This window comes from Paraburkholderia sp. UYCP14C, assembly GCF_004197395.1.
Lineage (GTDB): Bacteria > Pseudomonadota > Gammaproteobacteria > Burkholderiales > Burkholderiaceae > Paraburkholderia.
Genome location: NZ_SELS01000011.1, coordinates 115,474 through 132,725, shown reverse-complemented (window position 1 = coordinate 132,725; position 17,252 = coordinate 115,474). Strand labels below are relative to the sequence as shown.

Sequence of the window (17,252 nt, the reverse complement as noted above, 5' to 3'; positions counted from 1 at the left end):
AGTCGCGGCGCCTGCGATTCTATTTGGGCGATTCGCTCTTGCTGAACGCACGTCTTTCGAGCGACGCCATCAGCCGCGCAATCACCAGCGCGCAAACCGTGCCGAGCGTCACTTCCGCTAGCCGCACGAAGGCCTTGTCCCACGCGGGGCCGATGCTTGGCGCCAGCAACATGATCGTCGCGGTGATGCCGCCCAGGCGCGCCGCGCTGCCGACGTTGACGATCCAGCAGATCAGGATCGCGACCGCCACGGTCGCCGCATAGGCAGCGAAATGGCCGCCGCCCGCGAGCGTGCCGATCAGCCCGCAAATACCGCCGACCATCGCGCCGATGAACTGGTCGCGCGACAGCTTGCGGGTGTCGATATAACTATGCTGGCTCACCGCGATCGCGGTGATCGCGGCCCAGAACGCCTGCTCCGTGTGCAGCGCGCGGCCGATGCCGAACGCGAGACTCGCGCCCGCAACCGCCTGCACGGCCATGAAGCCGCCCTCGATCAGGCGGTCGCCGAGCGGCAGCGTCTTCAGGAAAGCGAACAGCGCATCGGCGGCGTGCGTGCGCGAGGATGGGCTTGAATCGTCGGACGGAGTCATCGGATCGGGCGGCTCGGCGGGGCAGGGTAGTGCCGTATTCTAGCCGCTCCGCTTCACGCTTCCGCCGTCATCTAGATCGTGCCGAACAGCGCGCGCGGCCGGTCGCGCAGCGTGTGCGCGAGAATCTGCAGGCCGCGCGTCAACTGCTCGCGCGACGCGGCGCAGGCGAGATTGATGCGCACGCCGTGCTCGACCGTCGAGCGATCGACCGCGAACGCGGAGGCCGGCATCGTGTTGACGCCGCGCGCGAGCGCATTGGCCGCGAAGTCGTCCGAGCGCCACGGCGGCGGCACGCGCAACCACACGAACATGCAGGCGGGGTCGCTCACCAGATGCTCGGCGGGCAACAGTTCGCGCGCGATCTCCTGGCGCGCGCGCAACTCGGCGCGCTGCGCGTCGAGGATCGTCTGCGCGGTGCCGTCTTCGATCCAGCGCGTCGCGATCAGCGTCGACAGCGGCGCGGGCATCCACGCCGTCGTGCGCACCGCTTCCGCGGCCAGTGCCGCGCCATGCGGCGGTGTGCGCAGATAGCCGATGCGTAGACCCGGTGCGAGGATCTTCGACGTCGACGTGATGTGGAAAGTCAGCTCCGGACACAGGCTCGCAATCGTCGGCAGGCGCGCTTGCAGCAGCGGGCCGTATACGTCGTCCTCGATGATCACGATGTGATGCCGACGCGCGATGTCGGCGAGCGCCGCGCGGCGCGCGAGGCTCATCGTCACGACGGTCGGGTTCTGCAGATTCGGCACCGTGAAGATCGCCTTCACACGCCGATGCCGGCACTCGTCTTCGAGACGGTCGGGCAGCAGCCCTTCGTCGTCGCTCGGAATACCGACGAGTTCGAACTGAAACACCGGCGCAAGAGCCTTCAGGCCATAGTAGGTCAGCTGATCCGACAGGATCACACCCTCGTGACCCATCAGGCTGCTCAGCACCGCGTACAGGCCATGCTGCGCGCCGCTCGTGACGACCACGCTGTCGGCAGCGGGCGTGAAGCCGGGCGCGGCGAGCCATTGCGCGCCCGCGGCGCGCGCCCATTCGGGGCCTTGCGGCGGCTGATATTCCTGAGTCTCCGGATAGCGGGGATCGTGCGCGATCAACGTCATGGTCCGCGCGAGCTGCGTGAGGAATTCGCCGGTGGCCGGCCGGTTCACGGTCAGGTCGATCACGGCGTTCGGGTTGGCGTCGCCGTTCGCCGACGCGCTGTCGCTGCGGGCATGCACGGCCGGCATGGCGCCGCCGGTGACGATCGAGCCGCGCCGCTTGCTCGCGACGATCAGCCCGCGCGCCTGCAACTCCTTGTACGCGCGCGACACGGTGGAGACGTTCAGACCCAGCTCCACCGCAAGCTCGCGCTGCGCCGGCAGACGGCTGCCCGGCGGGTAGAGTCCGCTGCGGACTTTTTCCTCAAGGCTGCGCGAGACTTCGAGATAAGTCGACTGACGCCCCTTTGTCTGGAGGTTGTCTTCACCGTTTGTGTGGTCCATCGCGTTTTCATCCAACGTGAATCTCCATACAAAAATTCGTTCGTTCGTACCGAACAAGCCAATACTAAACCCGTTTGTGATCTTATCGGCAAGCGAAAGTACGTCACCTGCACGATCTCGGCCTGCTTCGCTCGGGGAAAATCCCTAAGTCCACACAAAGTCAAATTAATTGCACACAAAAAAACTTTGTGTGAGTATTAAAGCATGATTTGTATGGCGTTGTGTCGAAAGACGACGCGCAACTGTAGTACAGGAGGGACGGTCGTGATAGAGCTTCAGAGCACGCTACCGCCGGTCGGTGCATCCGGTGCGGGTTCGGGTCGGACGGCCGGTGCGGTCGGCAGGCGAACGCCATGAGCGAAGTCGCCGTGCTGGGCGCGGGCTTTATCGGCCTGTCGAGCGCCTACTGGCTGATGCGCGACGGTCATCGCGTCACGCTGTTCGATGCGCTCGGTCCGGGCGAGGCTACGTCGTACGGCAATGCGGGCACGTTCGCCAACTACGGCTGCATTCCGGTGAACAACCCGGCGGTGTTCCGCAATCTGCCGCGTTTCCTGTTTTCGCCGACGAGCCCGCTGCGGATTCGCTGGCGCTATCTGCCGCAGCTCGCGCCGTGGCTCGCACGCTTTCTGTGCGCATCGATGCCGCGACGCTACGAGCACAGCGCGCAGGCACTTGCAAGCCTGCTGGCGCGCGCGTTCGACGGTTACCGCGAGATGCTCGCGAGCGACGACCTGTCGCGCTTCGTGCGGCCGCGCGAATGTCTGTACCTGTATTCCAATGCGGCGTCGTTCGAGGCGGCCCAGCCGTCGCTCGCGTTGCGCCGCTCGCTCGGCGTGCGCTTCGAAAACTTCGACCGCGCCGGCATCGCCGCACTCGAGCCGAATCTCGCACCGATCTTTGCGCACGGCACGTTGTTCAACGACAGCTGGTTCCTCAGCGACCCGCGCGGCTTTTTGCAGGCGCTGCACGCGGCGCTGCTCGCTCGCGGTCTCAGGCATGAGCGGGTCGCGGTTCGCACTATCGAGCCGGGTGTCACCAGTGTGCGCATCGTCGACGACGCGGGGCGCGCCTATGACGCGGCGCAGGTGGTCGTCTGTGCCGGCGCGTTTTCGGGCCGCTTCGCGCGCCAATGCGGCGACCGCGTACCGCTCGATACCGAGCGCGGCTATCACGTGCGATTCCCGGGCACGTCGTCGCTGATTTCGCGGCCGTGCGGCTGGGCCGAGCGCGGCTTCTACATGGTGCCGATGGACGGCGGCATCCGCGCGGCGGGCACCGTCGAACTCGGCGGTTACGGACCGCAGCGCAATGCCGCGCTGCTCGATCTGATCACGCGCTCCGCGCAGCACGCGCTGCCGCAATTGCCGCAACCGGACAGCGACTGGCTCGGTTTCCGGCCGAGCCTGCCCGACGGGCTGCCGGTCGTCGGGCCATCGAGCGCGTCGCCACGCGTGGTCTACGCATTCGGTCATCAGCATCTGGGCGTCACGCTGGGCGGCGTGACCGGCAGCGTCGTCGCCGATCTGGTGGCGGGGCGCTTGCCGCCGGTCGATCTCGCGCCTTTTAGCCCACGTCGTTTTTAACCACCGCAACTGCTGCACGAAGAGGACGGACATCATGAAACGCAGAAACCTGGTTGTCGCACTCGCCCTTGGGATGTTGTGCGCGCACGCGCCGTCGTACGGCGCCGACCCGCAAATCGTCAAGATCGGCTTCGTCGGACCGCTGACCGGACCGGTCGCGCGGGTCGGCAAGGATCTGCAGAACGGCGCGCAGCTCGCGATCGACGAAGCGAACGCGAAGCATCCGACGATCGGCGGCAAACCCGTCAAATATGTGCTCGACGTGCAGGACGATCAGGCCGATCCGCGCATCGCGATCCAGGTCGCGCAGAAGCTCGTCGACGACGGCGTGGTCGGCGTGATCGGCCATTACAACTCGGGGTGCAGTATTCCGGCCTCGGCCGTCTATCACACGGCGAACGTCGCTATGATCACGCCGGGCTCGACGAATCCGGCGCTCACCGCGCAAGGCTTTCCGAACGTGTTTCGGACGATGGGGCACGACGGGGTGGGCGGCGTGATCGCCGGCGAGTTCGCGGTGCAGCAGTTGAAGGCGAAGCGCATCGGCATCATCGACGATCGCACCGCGTTCGGCCAGGGCCTCGCCGATGCGTTCGAGAAGGGCGCGAAGCAGGCGAACGGCAATATCGTCGATCGCGAGTTCACGAACGACAAGGCGGTCGATCTGCGCGCGATCCTGACCTCGTTGAAGCAGAAAAACGTCGATCTGATCTTCTTCGGCGGACTCGACGAGCAGGGCGCGATGCTGGTCAAGCAGATGCGCTCGCTCGGCATGCCCGCGCAACTGTTTGGCGCCGGTGCGCTGAAGAGCAACGCATTCCTGCAGATTGCGGGCAACGCGGGCGAGGGTACGCGCGATCTTGAGCCCGGCCCGGCACTCGACAAGCTGCCGGCCGCGCAGGAATTCGGCAAGCGCTACAAGGCGCGCTTCAATCAGGATGTCGAGCTTTATGCGCCGTTCGCCTACGACGCCGCGCTCGCGATGATTCAGGCGATCCAGGACGCGGACTCGCTCGATCGCGCGAAGATCGTCGCGGCTTTCCCGAAGGTGAACGTGACTGGCGTGACCGGGAAAATCGCGTTCGATCCGCATGGGGACCTGATCAAGCCGCCTTATACGCTGTTCGAGGTGCAGCAGGGGCAGTGGAAGAGCCAGCGGACCGTGGGTGGGAGTGGCGGCGTGTGAGTTTGACTCATGCTGGGCCGGCTGTCGGAACGGCGCGCGTTTGTAGCGCGCTGTTGCGGGTGCCGGCCGAGACGGTCAAATGGCACATGAAGAACGTGTTCGAAAAACTGAACGTCAATTCGCGATTCGAAGGCGTGCAGAGTGCCTTCGGCATTCAGCCCGGGGCCGACTGAAGCGCTGTGCGGCGTGATTGCGCCCATCCCGTTACCTCATCGCGGCTCGCGTCCAAACGCTTCACGCAGCTTGCGCTTGGCCCGTTGCAATGTATCGCGCCGCTCCTTCGGCAGGTTTCGGCCCGCTCGATTGATGTAGAAATTGAGCATCGACATCGCCGATTGGAACGGCGAGCCCTTGCGTCGACGACTCGCCGTCGACGAGTGCTTCAACGATCGCGCGATGGACTCCGCGCTGCCGGTTTTGAAAATATCCTTCTGGATGTCCATCGCGTCGCTCGTTTCCATGACGTGGTGCGACCATTTGTTCGCGCCTGAGGCGCCGTTCGACTTTGCGGTTTTCGCGCGATGCGCGGCCCGCGCCTGCGCGTGGCGCTGACGCGGTGGCCGTCCCGACTTGCCTCGCGACACAGGGCGTTTCGATTTGCTGCTGGACTTTCGGGTCGCCATTGTTTTCTCCCTGAAGCGAAATGTCGGACGGGCCACGCATTGAAAACGGTCGGTCTGGCGATCAGAGCTTCACGCCGCCGGACTCAGGCGCCTCCGGCGAACCCGGAGGAATGTCACCGATGCCCAGCGCGTCGCGGCTCCTATAAACGTCGCCGCCCCAGTACGGTTCGCTGCCGTAGTACTGATGCACGGTGGTGGCCCACGTCTGATCCACCATCGATGGCCAGTGATCCTTATCAAATCCCGGCGCGTTCTTCACGCGCTCGGCCACCATGTTCAGCACGAAGCATTTTTCTTCCGTATCGAGCGTCAGCGCACTCCACGGAATCGCGAGCAGCTTGTCGCCGATACCGAGAAAGCCGCCGCTCGACAGCACCGCATACGCCACGCGGCCCGAACGCACATCGAGCATGATGTCCTTGATCTTGCCGATGTGCTCGCCGTCGCTACTGATCACCTTGTTGCCGTCGAGCGTCGCCGCGGCCATGACATCCGGGCCTGGGCCTTCCGCGGTTGCGGCGCCTTTGCCGACGATGGCGGCACCTTGCGTCTGGGTCTGCATGATCATGATGGGCTCCTTTGAAGGGGTGAATGTACCGAGGCATTGAGCAACGGCCGTTCCATCGATCCGTGCGCTGCCGTTATGCCTCGTCGCGCGGCGCATTCGCGCGACGAGGCACCTCATGCGTAAAGGATGCGAGCGCGATTGCAATTATTTCGTCCATGCCGACGCAAACGTCGATCACGAAAGAACGTGATGCGAGCATGCGATGAGTCCATCGCGCGGCATAGGCCTTGCTCGATTTGCAGTGATGGCTTCAGGACAGAAGGATCACACCGGTCTTTTTTACTTCAGGGAGAACCCAGATGAGCAAGTATCCGAAAGCATGGCTGGTCGCGGCATGTGTGGTCGCGTCGGGAGCGCTCGCGTCGGGCGCCGTGTTCGCGCAGGCGGGCGGCGGCAACGGCAATAGCGGCGCGGGCGGCGGCAACGCGCATAGCGCCGCGACCGCCGCGCCCACGGCGGGCAACGAGCCCGCGTCGAACGCCATGGGCAGCACCGCGGGTTCGAGTTCATCGATGAAGCATCATCAGAAGAAGTCGAAGGCAAAGAAGCCGATGACCGATACGACGAACACACCCGGTGCCGATGCCAGTAGTGATACGAAGGGGCAGTAACGCTGGATCGATGCGGTCGCGGCAATGCACCGTTGCGTTCGCCGTAACGCGTGGGCGATGCCGCGCTCCGCATCGAGGGGGAGAAAACCTTGACCAGGAAGATTCATTATCAGGCGAACATTTGCGGCGGCGACTTCGCGCACGTTCGTGAGTGCTTCCGCAGCTGGAAGTCCGAGACGCTCGTGTATCGACGGCAACAGCCGATGTTCGAAGGCAAGCAGGAAGTGCGGCGATTGTCGGCGCGTGTGTTCGACAACGGTGAAGTCGCGCATAACACGCTCGCGCGCGTGTTCGCCACGCGATGCCTATGCGCTGGCGGCCGCAATACGCGACGGTGAACGCGACGTGTGGCTAGTGATGGCGGCGTTCGAGGAAGATGTTTGAGAGACGTCGTCGCTTGATCGTTGAATCCGTCACCGGGTCGCCGGTTTGGGATCGGATGCCGTTTTCCGCACGGCGCGGGGCGTACGAACGCGGGCACCGGCGTGCAGATGCGCCGCGACGCTTTCCCGTTTCGCGTCCGCGGATTTTTTGCGCACTATGCGCGATTTTTTCAGCAGACTCGTCAACGAGCCGTTGATGCTGTCGCCGACCGACGATTCCCGCGTCTTGCGTCCTTTCGCACCGGATGCGCGCGCGAGTTTCGCTGCGCGTTTTTCCGCCTGCGCGAGCAGAACGGCAAAGGCCAGTTCATCCACCTTCAGCCCCCGGCGCGATCGGCCAGGAGCCAGGCTCTGCAACTCATCGGCTTCGAACGCGCTGATGATCCCCGGGTGGATATAGCAGCGCCGGCACACGGCGGGTGTATTGCGCAGCAGCGTCGCCACCTCTTTGACGGTCGCGACGATATGACGGCGCGCCTCGGCCGCGCTGCCGCACATCAACCGGCGCAACGCCGCAAGCGCGTACACGCTGCCGGCCCACGTGCGGTAGTCCTTCGCGGTGAAGTCCGCGCCGCTCACTCGGCGCAGGTAGTCGTTGATATCGGTCGAGCCGACGCTGTGTCGTGTGCCGTTCTCGTCGAGATACTGGAACAGGTCGTGACCGGGCAGCTCCGCGCAACGTCGCACGATGCGCTTGATGCTCGGATCGTCCACTGTTACGTCGTGCTCGATGCCGCTCTTGCCGCGAAACTGGAAGCGCAATTGACCGGCCTTTATCTTCACGTGCTTCTTGCGGAGCGTCGTTAATCCGTATGACTGATTATCGCGTGCGTATTCGGCGCTGCCGATGCGGATCAGCGTCGTGTCGAGCAACTGCACGATGGCCGCGACGACTTTGTCGAGCGGCATGCCCGGCAGCTTCAGATCACGCGCGACGCGCGCGCGGATCTTCGGCAACGCGCGGCCGAACTCGGCCATCCGTTCGTACTTGTCGGCGTCGCGCGTTTCGCGCCAGCGCGGGTGATAGCGGTACTGCTTGCGGCCCCGCGCGTCGCGGCCGGTCGCCTGCAGATGACCTCGCGGATCGGGGCAGATCCAGACGTCTTCGTAGGCGGGTGGAATCGCGAGCGAATTGATGCGTTGAATCTCGTCCTCGTCGACGATGCGCTTGCCGTTCAGGTCGAAAAAGATAAAGCCGTCGCGGTCGCGTTTGCGTGTATAGCCGGGCCTGGTGTCGTCGGCATGGCGCAGCCCCGCCGGCATCGGTGGCGGCGCGGTGTTGCCGTTCGCAGTCGTCGGGCTGCGTGGTGCGGTCGTGGAATGAGTCGCGGTAGCCATCGTTGCAGGTAGAAGTTTCAAGCGTGGTTCGGATCGGCTCGGCGAGTCGGGGCGATGCGTGCCGATGCGTGCCGGGTGATCGCCGTGAAGCAAGGGGGATGCCATTGACAACGAACTCTGGCGCCGAAGCGGAACGGTCCTTGCGGAACTGCCGATGTGACCAACGGGAAAGGGAGCCGCGTCATGAGCAGCACACTCAACCCCGATGAAGAACCGCAGCAGACCGTCAGGCAAACGTCCGGCACGACGGGCGCGCTGGGTCCGAGCGACTCGTCCGATAGCGGCAGCGACGTGGCGGGCGCGAAGCGTCACGCTTTCGACGTCGATACCGAACTCGACAATCACGCGCTCGAAACCGGCGACACCGAACTCGGCAGCGATACCGATCGCTCGGGTACGGGCGAGCGCGCGTCGGCCGATGGCGATTCGACGTTGGAGTTCGACCGCGATATCGACACGGACCACGTCGTCGATCCGCAAGAGCCGCCAGGCGCCGAGCGGTCCGGCGAAGCCGAAACCGACGTTTGACCGCGACGCTTTGCACAAGAAGCGGCTCGCGCCAAACGGGCGCAACTGCCGCGTCAATGCAACGGCACCGTAACGGAGCCCGCTGAACACCGGTCCCCGCCCGGGCACGGGTTTTGCGGATCAACCTTTTAGCGAAGGCACCGCGCTATGCACATGCATAACGGGCAACGGCATGAGCGCGGCGCCGCAAGGAGAGGACGCATGACTGACGCACTGAATGGCTGCAAGGTAGCGGTACTCGCGGTAGACGGTTTCGAGCAGGCCGAACTCGTCGAGCCGAAACGCGCGCTCACCGAGGCGGGCGCGACGGTCCACGTGATTTCGGCGAAGCCGGGCAAGATCCAGGGCTTCAAACACGTCGACAAGGGCGACGCCGTCGACGTCGACGCGACACTCGACAAGGCCAGTCCCGACGACTATGACGCGCTGGTGCTGCCGGGCGGCGTCGTGAACGGCGACGCACTGCGCCTGCTGCCGCAGGCGCAGGCCTTCGTCAAGTCGCTCAACGACGCGAACAAGCCGATCGCGGTCATTTGCCACGGCACATGGCTGCCGGTTTCCGCGGGGATCATCAAGGGGCGCACGGTGACGAGCTGGCCGAGCCTGCAGGACGATATTCGCAACGCGGGCGGGACTTGGGTCGATCAGGAAGTGGTCGAAGACGGCAACCTGATTTCGAGCCGCAAACCCGACGACCTTCCCGCGTTCAGCAAGACGCTGATCGGGCAACTGACGAAGCGCAAGGCGGCTTGATCGAAGGCGGCGCGTTGGCTTCGACGCCTCACGCAGCGGTGATTCGACAGGGAGAAAATGCATGAAATTCCGGTATTCCGTACAAGTGCTGATTGGCGCGCTTGCCGTGCTGGGCATGAGCGCGGGGTCGATCGAGACGGCCTGCGCGCAGGCGAGCGACGCGCCCGCGAGTGCCGCGCCAGCCGGTGGCACGACGCTGTCGCCCGCCGATCAGCAGTTCGTGCTCGACGCGTCGAAGTCGGACGCCACTGAAATCGCCGCCAGCAAAATCGCGCTGAAGAACTCCAGTAATCCGGCGGTCAAAAAGTTCGCGCAACAGATGATCACCGACCACACGAAGCTGTCGCACGCGATGGCCGCGCTGGTCGCGAAGAAGGGGTTCAAGCCGACGCCGTCGGCGGATTCCGCGCTGGTCGGCAAACTGCAGACGTTGAAGGGCACCGAGTTCGATGAGGCCTACGTGGAGCAGATCGGCGTGGAAGCGCACCAGCGCGCGGTGGACCTGTTCCAGCAGCAAAGCGTCAGCGGCACCGACGCGCAACTGAAGGCCGCGGCCGCGCAAGCGCTGCCGACCATCAAGCATCACCTCGAGATGGCGCAGCAACTGGCCGGCAAATTGAAAGGCTCGTCATGAACGCGATCCTGCCACGGCCTGCTTATGAGGACTCTCTGATGCAGATCACTTTTCCCGACGACGAACCCGCCTTCGACGGCGCCAATCTGACAGTGCGCTTTCTAGCGCGAGTCGAGGGCGAGCCGGTGGTCTGCGCGATCACCGCCGAGGCTCTGGAAGATCATTTCGGCGCGGAATCCGCGCTCGAAGCGGCACTGATGGCCGCTTTCGACAAAGGCCGTCAGCGCATTCGCTCGGTCTGCGCGGAAGCGCTCGACCAGAACAATGGAGAAGGCGTAGTGTTGCATAGTGGACTGTTCAGAGTGGAAGGCATGGAGCCGGATCGCGGCGCCGCGGCGTAACGCCAACGCGTGCCGCGCTGTCCGCGCACGCTCCTTCCGACGCGCGCCACCCGGCGGCGGTAGGGTCCGCGAACGCTAGTCAGCGATAAGGAGGCCTTATGTCACTCATCGTCGCAGCACGTTTCACGACTTTTCCGGCTGCCGAAAGTGCGGCGCAGAAGCTTTTCGATGCAGGTTTCGTGGAGGAGGACGTCACGCTGTTTTTCGTCAATCCGCGCGGCCAGCACGCGCGTTTCCCGATCGGCGGCGACACCGATACCGACCCCGGCGCGCGAGAGGCGCCCAAGGGCGCGGGCATGGGCGTGACGATCGGCGCGGTGATCGGCGCGGTGGTTGGGGTGGCGATTTTCGCGGCGTTTTCCGCGCCGCTGCTGGTGTCGCTGATCGCGGCGGGCGTCGGCGCGTATGTCGGTTCGCTGGTCGGCGCGATGTCACGCACCAGGGAGCACGCCAAATCGGACCATCGCGTGCCATATCACGAGGAGGTGCGCGATTCGGGCGTGCTCGTCGCCGCGCACGTGTCGCCCGACAATCAGCTGGACGCCGCGCGCGTGCTGCGTGATGCGGGCGGCATGTCGATCGAGAAGGCGACCGGCCGCTGGCAGCAGGGCCGCTGGGCCGATTTCGATCCGAGCAGGACGCCCCAGCCGATCAACGAATTCGCGGAGAAGCACGCGTGATATAGGCGACGCGGCAACCCACCGAAAAACGGCCCGATGACGATCATCGGGCCGTTTCCGTTGTGCATGGTGCGTTTGCCGTTTCTCGCGCCGTTTCGCCGTCGCGCTACACCCAGAGTTGCCGCGCATCGTGCGGCGCCCGCGATCGTTCGAGTTGCCTTTCGCGATGCATCGGCTCGCATGAAGCCGGCGTGATGCCGTCGTTCGCGCGGCCGCACGTCGACATCGTGGCTCGCGGCTGGGCAGCCGCCGGGTCGGGCAACGCAACGTGCGCGCGAATCTGCATCGCGGTAGCCGAACTGACGATCGCGACCGCCGCTAAAAACTTCAAGCTGCCGGCTTTTTTCATCGTAATTCTCCCTGTCGTTATACATTGCCGAGCGTATTCGAGCAGCAACTGCCGTGCCATTCGAAGCTCGCTGCGTTTTGCCGAGGTTATGCCGGGCACGCGTCATGCGGACTGTCAAATGCCGCCCGCCGCGCGCCGAGCCGATTCATCGCGACGCACATAAAAAGCTCCGCGCGGCGGATTCCGCAATCAGCGAAACCCTTGGAGGTAATGAATGGCTACCAACGTTGTTTCCGTATTGAATGACCTGGTCGAAACGTCGAAGGATGGCGAAAAGGGCTTTATGAAGGCAGCCGAGGATGCGCACGACGACCAGCTGAAAATGCTGTTCCGCTCGAGCGCCGAAGATTGCTCGCGCGGGGCGCGTGAGTTGCAGGATGCCGTTCAGAGCCTGGGCGGCAAGCCCGAAACCGGCGGCAGCATGAGCGGTGCGCTGCATCGCGGCTGGGTCGACGTGAAATCGGCGGTGTCGGATCGCAGCGACCATGCCATTCTCGCCGAGTGCGAAAAGGGCGAAGACGTCGCGAAGAAACGCTATCACGACGCGCTCGAAAAGGATCTGCCGGCGGACGTGCGGGCAATCGTCGAGCGGCAGTATCAGGGCGTGCTGCAAATGCACGATCGCGTGCGCGACCTGCGCGACCAGTATGCGGCGATGAAGCGTTGATCGACACGTCGTTGCGATAGAGAGAGCCGGCACTGGCCGGCTCTTTCACGTTGCGCCCAGCCGAATCGGCGTGGGCCGATTGCGCGGCTATCAGTCGGCCGCGATCTTCAGATGGTTCTTCACACTGGCCACGCCCTTCACGTTCTGCACGACATCTTCGGCGGCGGTCTTGTCGTCGGCTGAAGGCACCGAACCCGTGAGCCACACGGTGCCCTTGCGGGTCTTCACGTGGATATGCGTCGATTTGACGTTCTTCGCGGCAAGCAGATCGGCCTTGACCTTGGTCGTGATGGTGCCGTCGTCGATATGCTGGCCGACGCTCTCCGACGCCGCGGGCGGGGCCGAAGTGCTGGTCTGGGCGTTCGCGTTCAATGCGAACGCGACGACGGCGATGCTGCCTGCGGTCTTGAGAAGCTGGATCGTCTTCATGGTTCTCTCCTTCAGGTGTTGATGAAAATGGCGGTCTTGTTGCCGGTGGCCGATCGCGGCCGAAGCCGCTGATGACACACGTGGGGGCGTCGCCGCTACGGTACCGTCAGGGGGCCCGTTTCTCGACACCGGACGCTGAACTCGTTTCCGCTCCTGATCGGCGCGTTTGAAGGACGGCGTCCGTCCACACACCACTGCTCCGCAACCATCGTGCCCGAGGTGTTGCGCCAATCCATGCCGGCCGGGACAGCCGCAGCCCGCGGGGATTTTCGACTGACGAATCGGGTTGCGACGCGGTAACGCGCGTAGTCACTGAGGGTGTAAAGAAAGGGACCGGAAATTGCCTATTGTTTGTAAAAACCGGCGCGCGCGCTGCGCGCAATTCATGGGCCTGAATAAGCAAAGCGCAATCAAAACAGCGTCTTGCGCAAGTTGGTACGGACGTTGCATTGGAGAGTGAACTCGGCTCATTGAGTCTTTGGCTACTAACGAACGGGATCTACACCAATGCCTTCAATCGAACTACGCACAAGGCAGTCTCTTGCACTGACGCCTCGTCTTCAGCAGTCGGTGCGGCTCTTGCAATTGTCGGCTCTCGAGTTCCAGCAGGAATTGCGCACGGCGCTCGATACCAATCCGTTCCTTGAATACGACTCATCCGAAACGGAGGACGTCGCGCTCGCCAGCACGACGCCGGGCGAAGACGCCGGCGCGCTGCCCGCCGCCGATACGCTTGCCACCGCCGCCGAGCCGGACGGACTGCAGGCCGACAGCGCCAGTAGCGAAACGCTCGAAAGCGCGGGTCAGGACGACATGCCCGCGGATTTTTCCGGCGACTACGGTTCGCGTAGCTCGACGCGTCAGAACGGTGACGCGGACGGCAGCGACCCCGCCGATTGGGCTCGCTCGCAACCCACGTTGCGCGAGCAGTTGCACGACGCATTGCGGCTGTACCGGCTCGACGACCGCGATCGCGCGGTGGCCCGTTTCATCATCGAGGCGCTCGACGACGACGGCTATCTGCGGCAGTCGCTTGCAGACCTGGCCGAGAGCGTCGATCTCGAACCCGAGTTGACCGAGGAAGAACTGCTGGTGGCGTTGCGCCTCGTGCAGTCGCTCGATCGTCCGGGGCTCGGCGCGCGTTCGCTGTCGGAATGCCTCGCGCTGCAGATCAATGCGTTACCCGCGAGTACGCCGGGGCGCGACGTCGCGCGGCAAATCGCCGAGCATCATCTGGAACGTCTCGCGCGCCGCGAGCAGGCCGAACTGCAAAAGCAGATCGGCTGCAGCGCGGAGGAATTGCGCGTGGCCTGCGCGCTGGTGCGCAAGCTCGATCCGAAGCCGGGCAACTGCTACGGCCGCGCCGAGGATAACTACGTGGTGCCCGACGTGATCGTGCGTCAGGCGCGCAACAAGTGGGTCGTGTCGATCAATCCGGCGGTGCAGCCGAAAGCGCGCATCCATCGCATGTACGCGCAGCTGTTCGCGCAGTCGGCCGGCGCCAGCCGTTCGCCGCTCGCGCAGCAGTTGCAGGAAGCGCGCTGGCTGATCCGCAACGCGCAACAGCGCTTCGATACGATTCAGCGGGTCGCCGAATGCATCGTCGCGCATCAGAAGGCGTTCTTCCAGTACGGCGAAATCGCGCTGAAGCCGATGGTGCTGCGCGACGTGGCCGACGAGCTGGGCCTGCACGAATCGACGATCTCGCGCGCGACGGGCAACAAATATATGGCGACGCCGCGCGGCATCTTCGAGTTCAAGCATTTCTTCCCGCGCGAGCTCGGCACCGAAAGCGGCGGCACCTGCTCGGCCGCCGCGGTGCGCGCGCTGCTCAAGGAGATGATTGCCGCGGAGAACACGCGCGATCCGCTGTCGGACGTGACGCTCGCGAAGATGCTCGCGGATCAGGGGGTGCTGGTCGCGCGGCGCACAGTGGCGAAATACCGGCACCTGATGAAGGTGCCTCCGGCGGAACTGCGCCGGCAGCTTTGATGCGGTTTGAGGCGGTTTGAGGCGGCGAAGCTTTAACGGGGGTTGGCAACGAAGTTTGGCGGGGGGGACAAGGTAGTCATTCAAACAGCAATACATTGCGCACAGGGTCATGCGAGGAGCTCCGCTCGCATGACCCTTTTTCGTATCTGGACGTTTCGTCGGTGTGCCTTTACATTGGCGGGTCGAATGGAAAGAGATCCGCGCAACGGATCGGCACAACAACGGATGAGCGCAATGAAGTATTCGAATCTGGTTGACCGACTGCAAGGGCGGCGCACGTCGGCGTGGGAAATTCATCGGGTCGCGCAGCAGGCGGCTGGGCGAGGCGAAGACGTGATCGTGCTGAGCGTCGGCGATCCCGAGTTTTCGACGCCCGCACCGATCGTCGAGCGCGCCGTCGATGCGTTGCGCGCCGGCGATACGCACTACACGGCGATGGCCGGTCGCGAGCCGCTGCGCGCCGCGATCGCCGCCGAGCACGCGCGCACGACGGGCTGCGACACGAGCGCCACCAACGTGGTGCTGACCGCCGGGGCGCAAAACGGCGTGTTCGCGGTGTCGCTGTGCCTGCTCGAAGCAGGCGACGAAGTGATCGTTCCCGAGCCGATGTATCTGACCTACGAGGCCTGCGTGCGCGCGGCGGGCGCGACGCTCGTCGCGGTGCCAGTGGACCGGGCGCGCGCGTTTCACGTCGACTGCGACGCGCTCGAAGCGGCGATCACGCCGCGCACCAAAGCGATCTTCTTCGCGACGCCGTGCAATCCGACCGGCGTCGTGATGCAGCGAGCGGATCTCGAGCGCATCGCGCGGCTCGCATGCGAGCACGACCTGTGGGTGCTGTCCGACGAGGTCTATGCGGAGCTCACGTTCGAGCGCGATCACGTGAGCATTGCGTCGCTGCCCGCCATGGCTGAACGCACGGTCACGCTCGGCAGTCTGTCGAAGTCGCATGCGATGGCGGGATGGCGCGTCGGCTGGGCAATCGGGCCCGAGACGCTGATCGAGCACATGGCGCGGCTCGCGCTCGCGATGCTATATGGCTTGCCGGGTTTTATCCAGCAAGCTGCCTTGACGGCTTTGGAGAACAGGACGGAGATCGTTGCCGATATCCGCAAGATCTACCGGCGGCGGCGCGACGTCGTGTTCGAGCGCCTGCATCGCGTGCCGGGCTTGCGGTGCCTGTTGCCGGAGGCGGGCATGTTCGTGATGGTCGACGTCAGCGGGACCGGGCTCGATACGACCGAGTTCACGTGGCAGCTGTTTCGCGCGCAAGGCGTGGCCGTACTCGACGCGAGTGCGTTCGGGGAGACCGCGAACGGCTTCGTCAGGCTGGGGCTGGTGGTGGGCGAGGATCGGTTGATCGAGGCGTGCGAGAGGATCACGCGGTTCGTCGAAGGGGCGAGGGGTTGAGAGGGGGAGTCGGCGTTTGCGGAGAACGATGACCGCCGCGCATTCACGAAGTTCTCACACAACCTGAGTTAGCCTGTCGGCCACTACGCGCAGTGGCGGGTCCACGGACCGGCTCCAGCAATCCGACGACGTTCTGACGATCAGATGGAGGGTACTCATTGTGGCTACGGAGAATGGCGGTACGTTGTATGTCCTGCAGGCACGTCCACCGGCGATCATCGCGCTGTGGCCGGACGGTTCGCACGAGGTGGTGCTCGCGAATCTGATGCGCACGCCCGACGGCATCAAGGTCGATGCCGAAAGCCAGACGGTGTACTGGACCAACATGGGTAGCGGCATCCATCTGATCGACGGCGATCCGGTCGCCGGCGCGCTGCCGCCGAACGACGGCACGATCGAAAGCGCGAAGCTCGACGGCAGCGAGCATCGTGTGCTGGTGCCATCAGGTGCCGCGGGAACGCCGAAGGAAATCGCGTTGGACATGGAGGGCGGATACCTCTATTGGTGCGACCGCGAAGGCATGCGCGTGATGCGCGCGCGCATGGACGGCACCGAGGTGACGGAACTCGTGCGCACCGGCAATTTCCCGGAGGATACCGGCGATGCCACCCGGCATTGCGTAGGCATCGCGCTCGACAAGCCGAACGGCCACCTCTACTGGACGCAGAAGGGACCGCCGGATGCGGGCGAGGGCCGGATTTTCCGGGCGAGCATCGATTTGCCTGCCGGCGCGCAAGCCGATGCGCGTCCCGATCTCGAGTGCCTGCTCGACCGTCTGCCCGAGCCGATCGATCTCGACATCGATCATCGCGACGGCGTCCTCTACTGGACCGATCGCGGCGACGACAGATACGACGGCAACACGCTGAATCGCGCGAAGATCACCGAGTCGGGCCTCGCGGATCGCGAAGTGCTCGCGCGTGAGTTGCAGGAAGGCATCGGCGTATCGCTGGATCGGCGCGGCCGCCGCGCGTTCGTGACGGACCTGGGCGGAAACGTGCGGGAGCTGGACATCGACACGAAGCGTGACGCGCACTTCACCACGGTTGCCCATCTCGGTCCGCTGACCGGTATCGATTACGCCGACGTGTAAGT

General features: G+C 64.6%; 20 protein-coding genes and 1 pseudogene. 14 read left to right on the top strand and 7 right to left on the bottom strand.

The window, feature by feature from the left end; all coding sequences use genetic code 11:
- Positions 1 to 19: 19 nt before the first annotated feature.
- Together EVC45_RS13030 and EVC45_RS13025 are read right to left on the bottom strand one after the other, a co-directional pair.
- Positions 20 to 592 (bottom strand): aromatic acid exporter family protein, encoded by a 573-nt coding sequence (locus EVC45_RS13030; RefSeq protein WP_129958385.1) that lies wholly within the window; start codon positions 590 to 592, stop codon positions 20 to 22.
- A 71-nt stretch (positions 593 to 663) separates the two neighbouring features.
- Complete coding sequence (locus tag EVC45_RS13025) at positions 664 to 2,079, bottom strand: PLP-dependent aminotransferase family protein (RefSeq protein WP_129958384.1); 1,416 nt, start codon at positions 2,077 to 2,079, stop codon at positions 664 to 666.
- 353 nt (positions 2,080 to 2,432) lie between these two features.
- Between EVC45_RS13025 and EVC45_RS13020 the strand changes: the two genes are divergently transcribed.
- From EVC45_RS13020 to EVC45_RS47890, 3 genes are read left to right on the top strand one after another with little or no spacing between them, the layout of a single operon-like run.
- Positions 2,433 to 3,665: an FAD-binding oxidoreductase gene (locus tag EVC45_RS13020; protein ID WP_129958383.1), complete on the top strand. Its 1,233-nt coding sequence runs from the start codon at positions 2,433 to 2,435 to the stop codon at positions 3,663 to 3,665.
- 34 nt (positions 3,666 to 3,699) lie between these two features.
- Positions 3,700 to 4,851: a branched-chain amino acid ABC transporter substrate-binding protein gene (locus EVC45_RS13015; protein WP_129958382.1), complete on the top strand. Its 1,152-nt coding sequence runs from the start codon at positions 3,700 to 3,702 to the stop codon at positions 4,849 to 4,851.
- The gene (locus EVC45_RS47890; protein ID WP_129958381.1) at positions 4,809 to 5,024 is read left to right on the top strand and encodes a LuxR C-terminal-related transcriptional regulator; all 216 of its coding nucleotides are present in this window, start codon (positions 4,809 to 4,811) and stop codon (positions 5,022 to 5,024) included. The genes EVC45_RS13015 and EVC45_RS47890 overlap by 43 nt, the downstream gene beginning before the upstream one ends.
- A 36-nt stretch (positions 5,025 to 5,060) precedes the next feature.
- On the opposite strand, the gene EVC45_RS13005 is transcribed toward EVC45_RS47890, so the two are convergent.
- Together EVC45_RS13005 and EVC45_RS13000 are read right to left on the bottom strand one after the other, a co-directional pair.
- Positions 5,061 to 5,474 (bottom strand): DUF3175 domain-containing protein, encoded by a 414-nt coding sequence (locus EVC45_RS13005; RefSeq protein WP_129958380.1) that lies wholly within the window; start codon positions 5,472 to 5,474, stop codon positions 5,061 to 5,063.
- A gap of 61 nt (positions 5,475 to 5,535) precedes the next feature.
- Positions 5,536 to 6,042, bottom strand: coding sequence for a PRC-barrel domain-containing protein (locus EVC45_RS13000; RefSeq protein WP_129958379.1), 507 nt, complete (start codon positions 6,040 to 6,042; stop codon positions 5,536 to 5,538).
- A gap of 299 nt (positions 6,043 to 6,341) precedes the next feature.
- Here EVC45_RS13000 and EVC45_RS12995 point away from each other — a divergent pair, with 299 nt between their 5' ends.
- Both EVC45_RS12995 and EVC45_RS12990 read left to right on the top strand, forming a co-directional pair.
- Positions 6,342 to 6,653, top strand: coding sequence for a hypothetical protein (locus EVC45_RS12995; RefSeq protein ID WP_129958378.1), 312 nt, complete (start codon positions 6,342 to 6,344; stop codon positions 6,651 to 6,653).
- Between the two features lie 89 nt (positions 6,654 to 6,742).
- Positions 6,743 to 7,037: pseudogene (locus tag EVC45_RS12990) on the top strand (hypothetical protein).
- Between the two features lie 29 nt (positions 7,038 to 7,066).
- Here the strand turns inward: EVC45_RS12990 and EVC45_RS12985 are convergent.
- Positions 7,067 to 8,374, bottom strand: coding sequence for a DNA topoisomerase IB (locus tag EVC45_RS12985; RefSeq protein ID WP_129958446.1), 1,308 nt, complete (start codon positions 8,372 to 8,374; stop codon positions 7,067 to 7,069).
- Between the two features lie 183 nt (positions 8,375 to 8,557).
- Between EVC45_RS12985 and EVC45_RS12980 the strand changes: the two genes are divergently transcribed.
- The 5 genes from EVC45_RS12980 to EVC45_RS12960 all read left to right on the top strand — a co-directional run bounded on the left by EVC45_RS12980 (position 8,558) and on the right by EVC45_RS12960 (position 11,310).
- Positions 8,558 to 8,902, top strand: coding sequence for a chemotaxis protein (locus tag EVC45_RS12980; protein WP_129958377.1), 345 nt, complete (start codon positions 8,558 to 8,560; stop codon positions 8,900 to 8,902).
- 201 nt (positions 8,903 to 9,103) lie between these two features.
- Complete coding sequence (locus tag EVC45_RS12975) at positions 9,104 to 9,655, top strand: type 1 glutamine amidotransferase domain-containing protein (protein ID WP_129958376.1); 552 nt, start codon at positions 9,104 to 9,106, stop codon at positions 9,653 to 9,655.
- A gap of 61 nt (positions 9,656 to 9,716) precedes the next feature.
- Positions 9,717 to 10,289: a DUF4142 domain-containing protein gene (locus EVC45_RS12970; protein WP_129958375.1), complete on the top strand. Its 573-nt coding sequence runs from the start codon at positions 9,717 to 9,719 to the stop codon at positions 10,287 to 10,289.
- Positions 10,286 to 10,630, top strand: a complete 345-nt coding sequence (locus EVC45_RS12965) for a DUF1488 domain-containing protein (RefSeq protein ID WP_129958374.1) — start codon at positions 10,286 to 10,288, stop codon at positions 10,628 to 10,630. The genes EVC45_RS12970 and EVC45_RS12965 overlap by 4 nt, the downstream gene beginning before the upstream one ends.
- 98 nt (positions 10,631 to 10,728) lie before the next feature.
- Complete coding sequence (locus EVC45_RS12960) at positions 10,729 to 11,310, top strand: glycine zipper domain-containing protein (protein WP_129958373.1); 582 nt, start codon at positions 10,729 to 10,731, stop codon at positions 11,308 to 11,310.
- Positions 11,311 to 11,416: 106 nt separating this feature from the next.
- Here the strand turns inward: EVC45_RS12960 and EVC45_RS12955 are convergent, their stop codons facing one another.
- A complete protein-coding gene (locus EVC45_RS12955) occupies positions 11,417 to 11,659 on the bottom strand; it encodes a hypothetical protein (RefSeq protein ID WP_129958372.1) in 243 nt (80 codons plus the stop codon).
- A gap of 214 nt (positions 11,660 to 11,873) precedes the next feature.
- Here EVC45_RS12955 and EVC45_RS12950 point away from each other — a divergent pair, with 214 nt between their 5' ends.
- The gene (locus EVC45_RS12950) at positions 11,874 to 12,326 is read left to right on the top strand and encodes a PA2169 family four-helix-bundle protein (protein WP_129958371.1); all 453 of its coding nucleotides are present in this window, start codon (positions 11,874 to 11,876) and stop codon (positions 12,324 to 12,326) included.
- 90 nt (positions 12,327 to 12,416) lie between these two features.
- Here the strand turns inward: EVC45_RS12950 and EVC45_RS12945 are convergent, their stop codons facing one another.
- Entirely contained in the window at positions 12,417 to 12,755 is a 339-nt protein-coding gene (locus tag EVC45_RS12945; protein ID WP_129958370.1) for a BON domain-containing protein, read from the bottom strand.
- Positions 12,756 to 13,262: 507 nt separating this feature from the next.
- Between EVC45_RS12945 and EVC45_RS12940 the strand changes: the two genes are divergently transcribed.
- The 3 genes from EVC45_RS12940 to EVC45_RS12930 all read left to right on the top strand — a co-directional run bounded on the left by EVC45_RS12940 (position 13,263) and on the right by EVC45_RS12930 (position 17,250).
- Positions 13,263 to 14,747, top strand: a complete 1,485-nt coding sequence (locus EVC45_RS12940) for an RNA polymerase factor sigma-54 (protein ID WP_129958369.1) — start codon at positions 13,263 to 13,265, stop codon at positions 14,745 to 14,747.
- Positions 14,748 to 14,981: 234 nt separating this feature from the next.
- Entirely contained in the window at positions 14,982 to 16,157 is a 1,176-nt protein-coding gene (locus tag EVC45_RS12935; RefSeq protein ID WP_129958368.1) for a pyridoxal phosphate-dependent aminotransferase, read from the top strand.
- 160 nt (positions 16,158 to 16,317) lie between these two features.
- Positions 16,318 to 17,250, top strand: a complete 933-nt coding sequence (locus EVC45_RS12930; protein ID WP_129958367.1) for a YncE family protein — start codon at positions 16,318 to 16,320, stop codon at positions 17,248 to 17,250.
- Positions 17,251 to 17,252 lie beyond the last annotated feature (2 nt).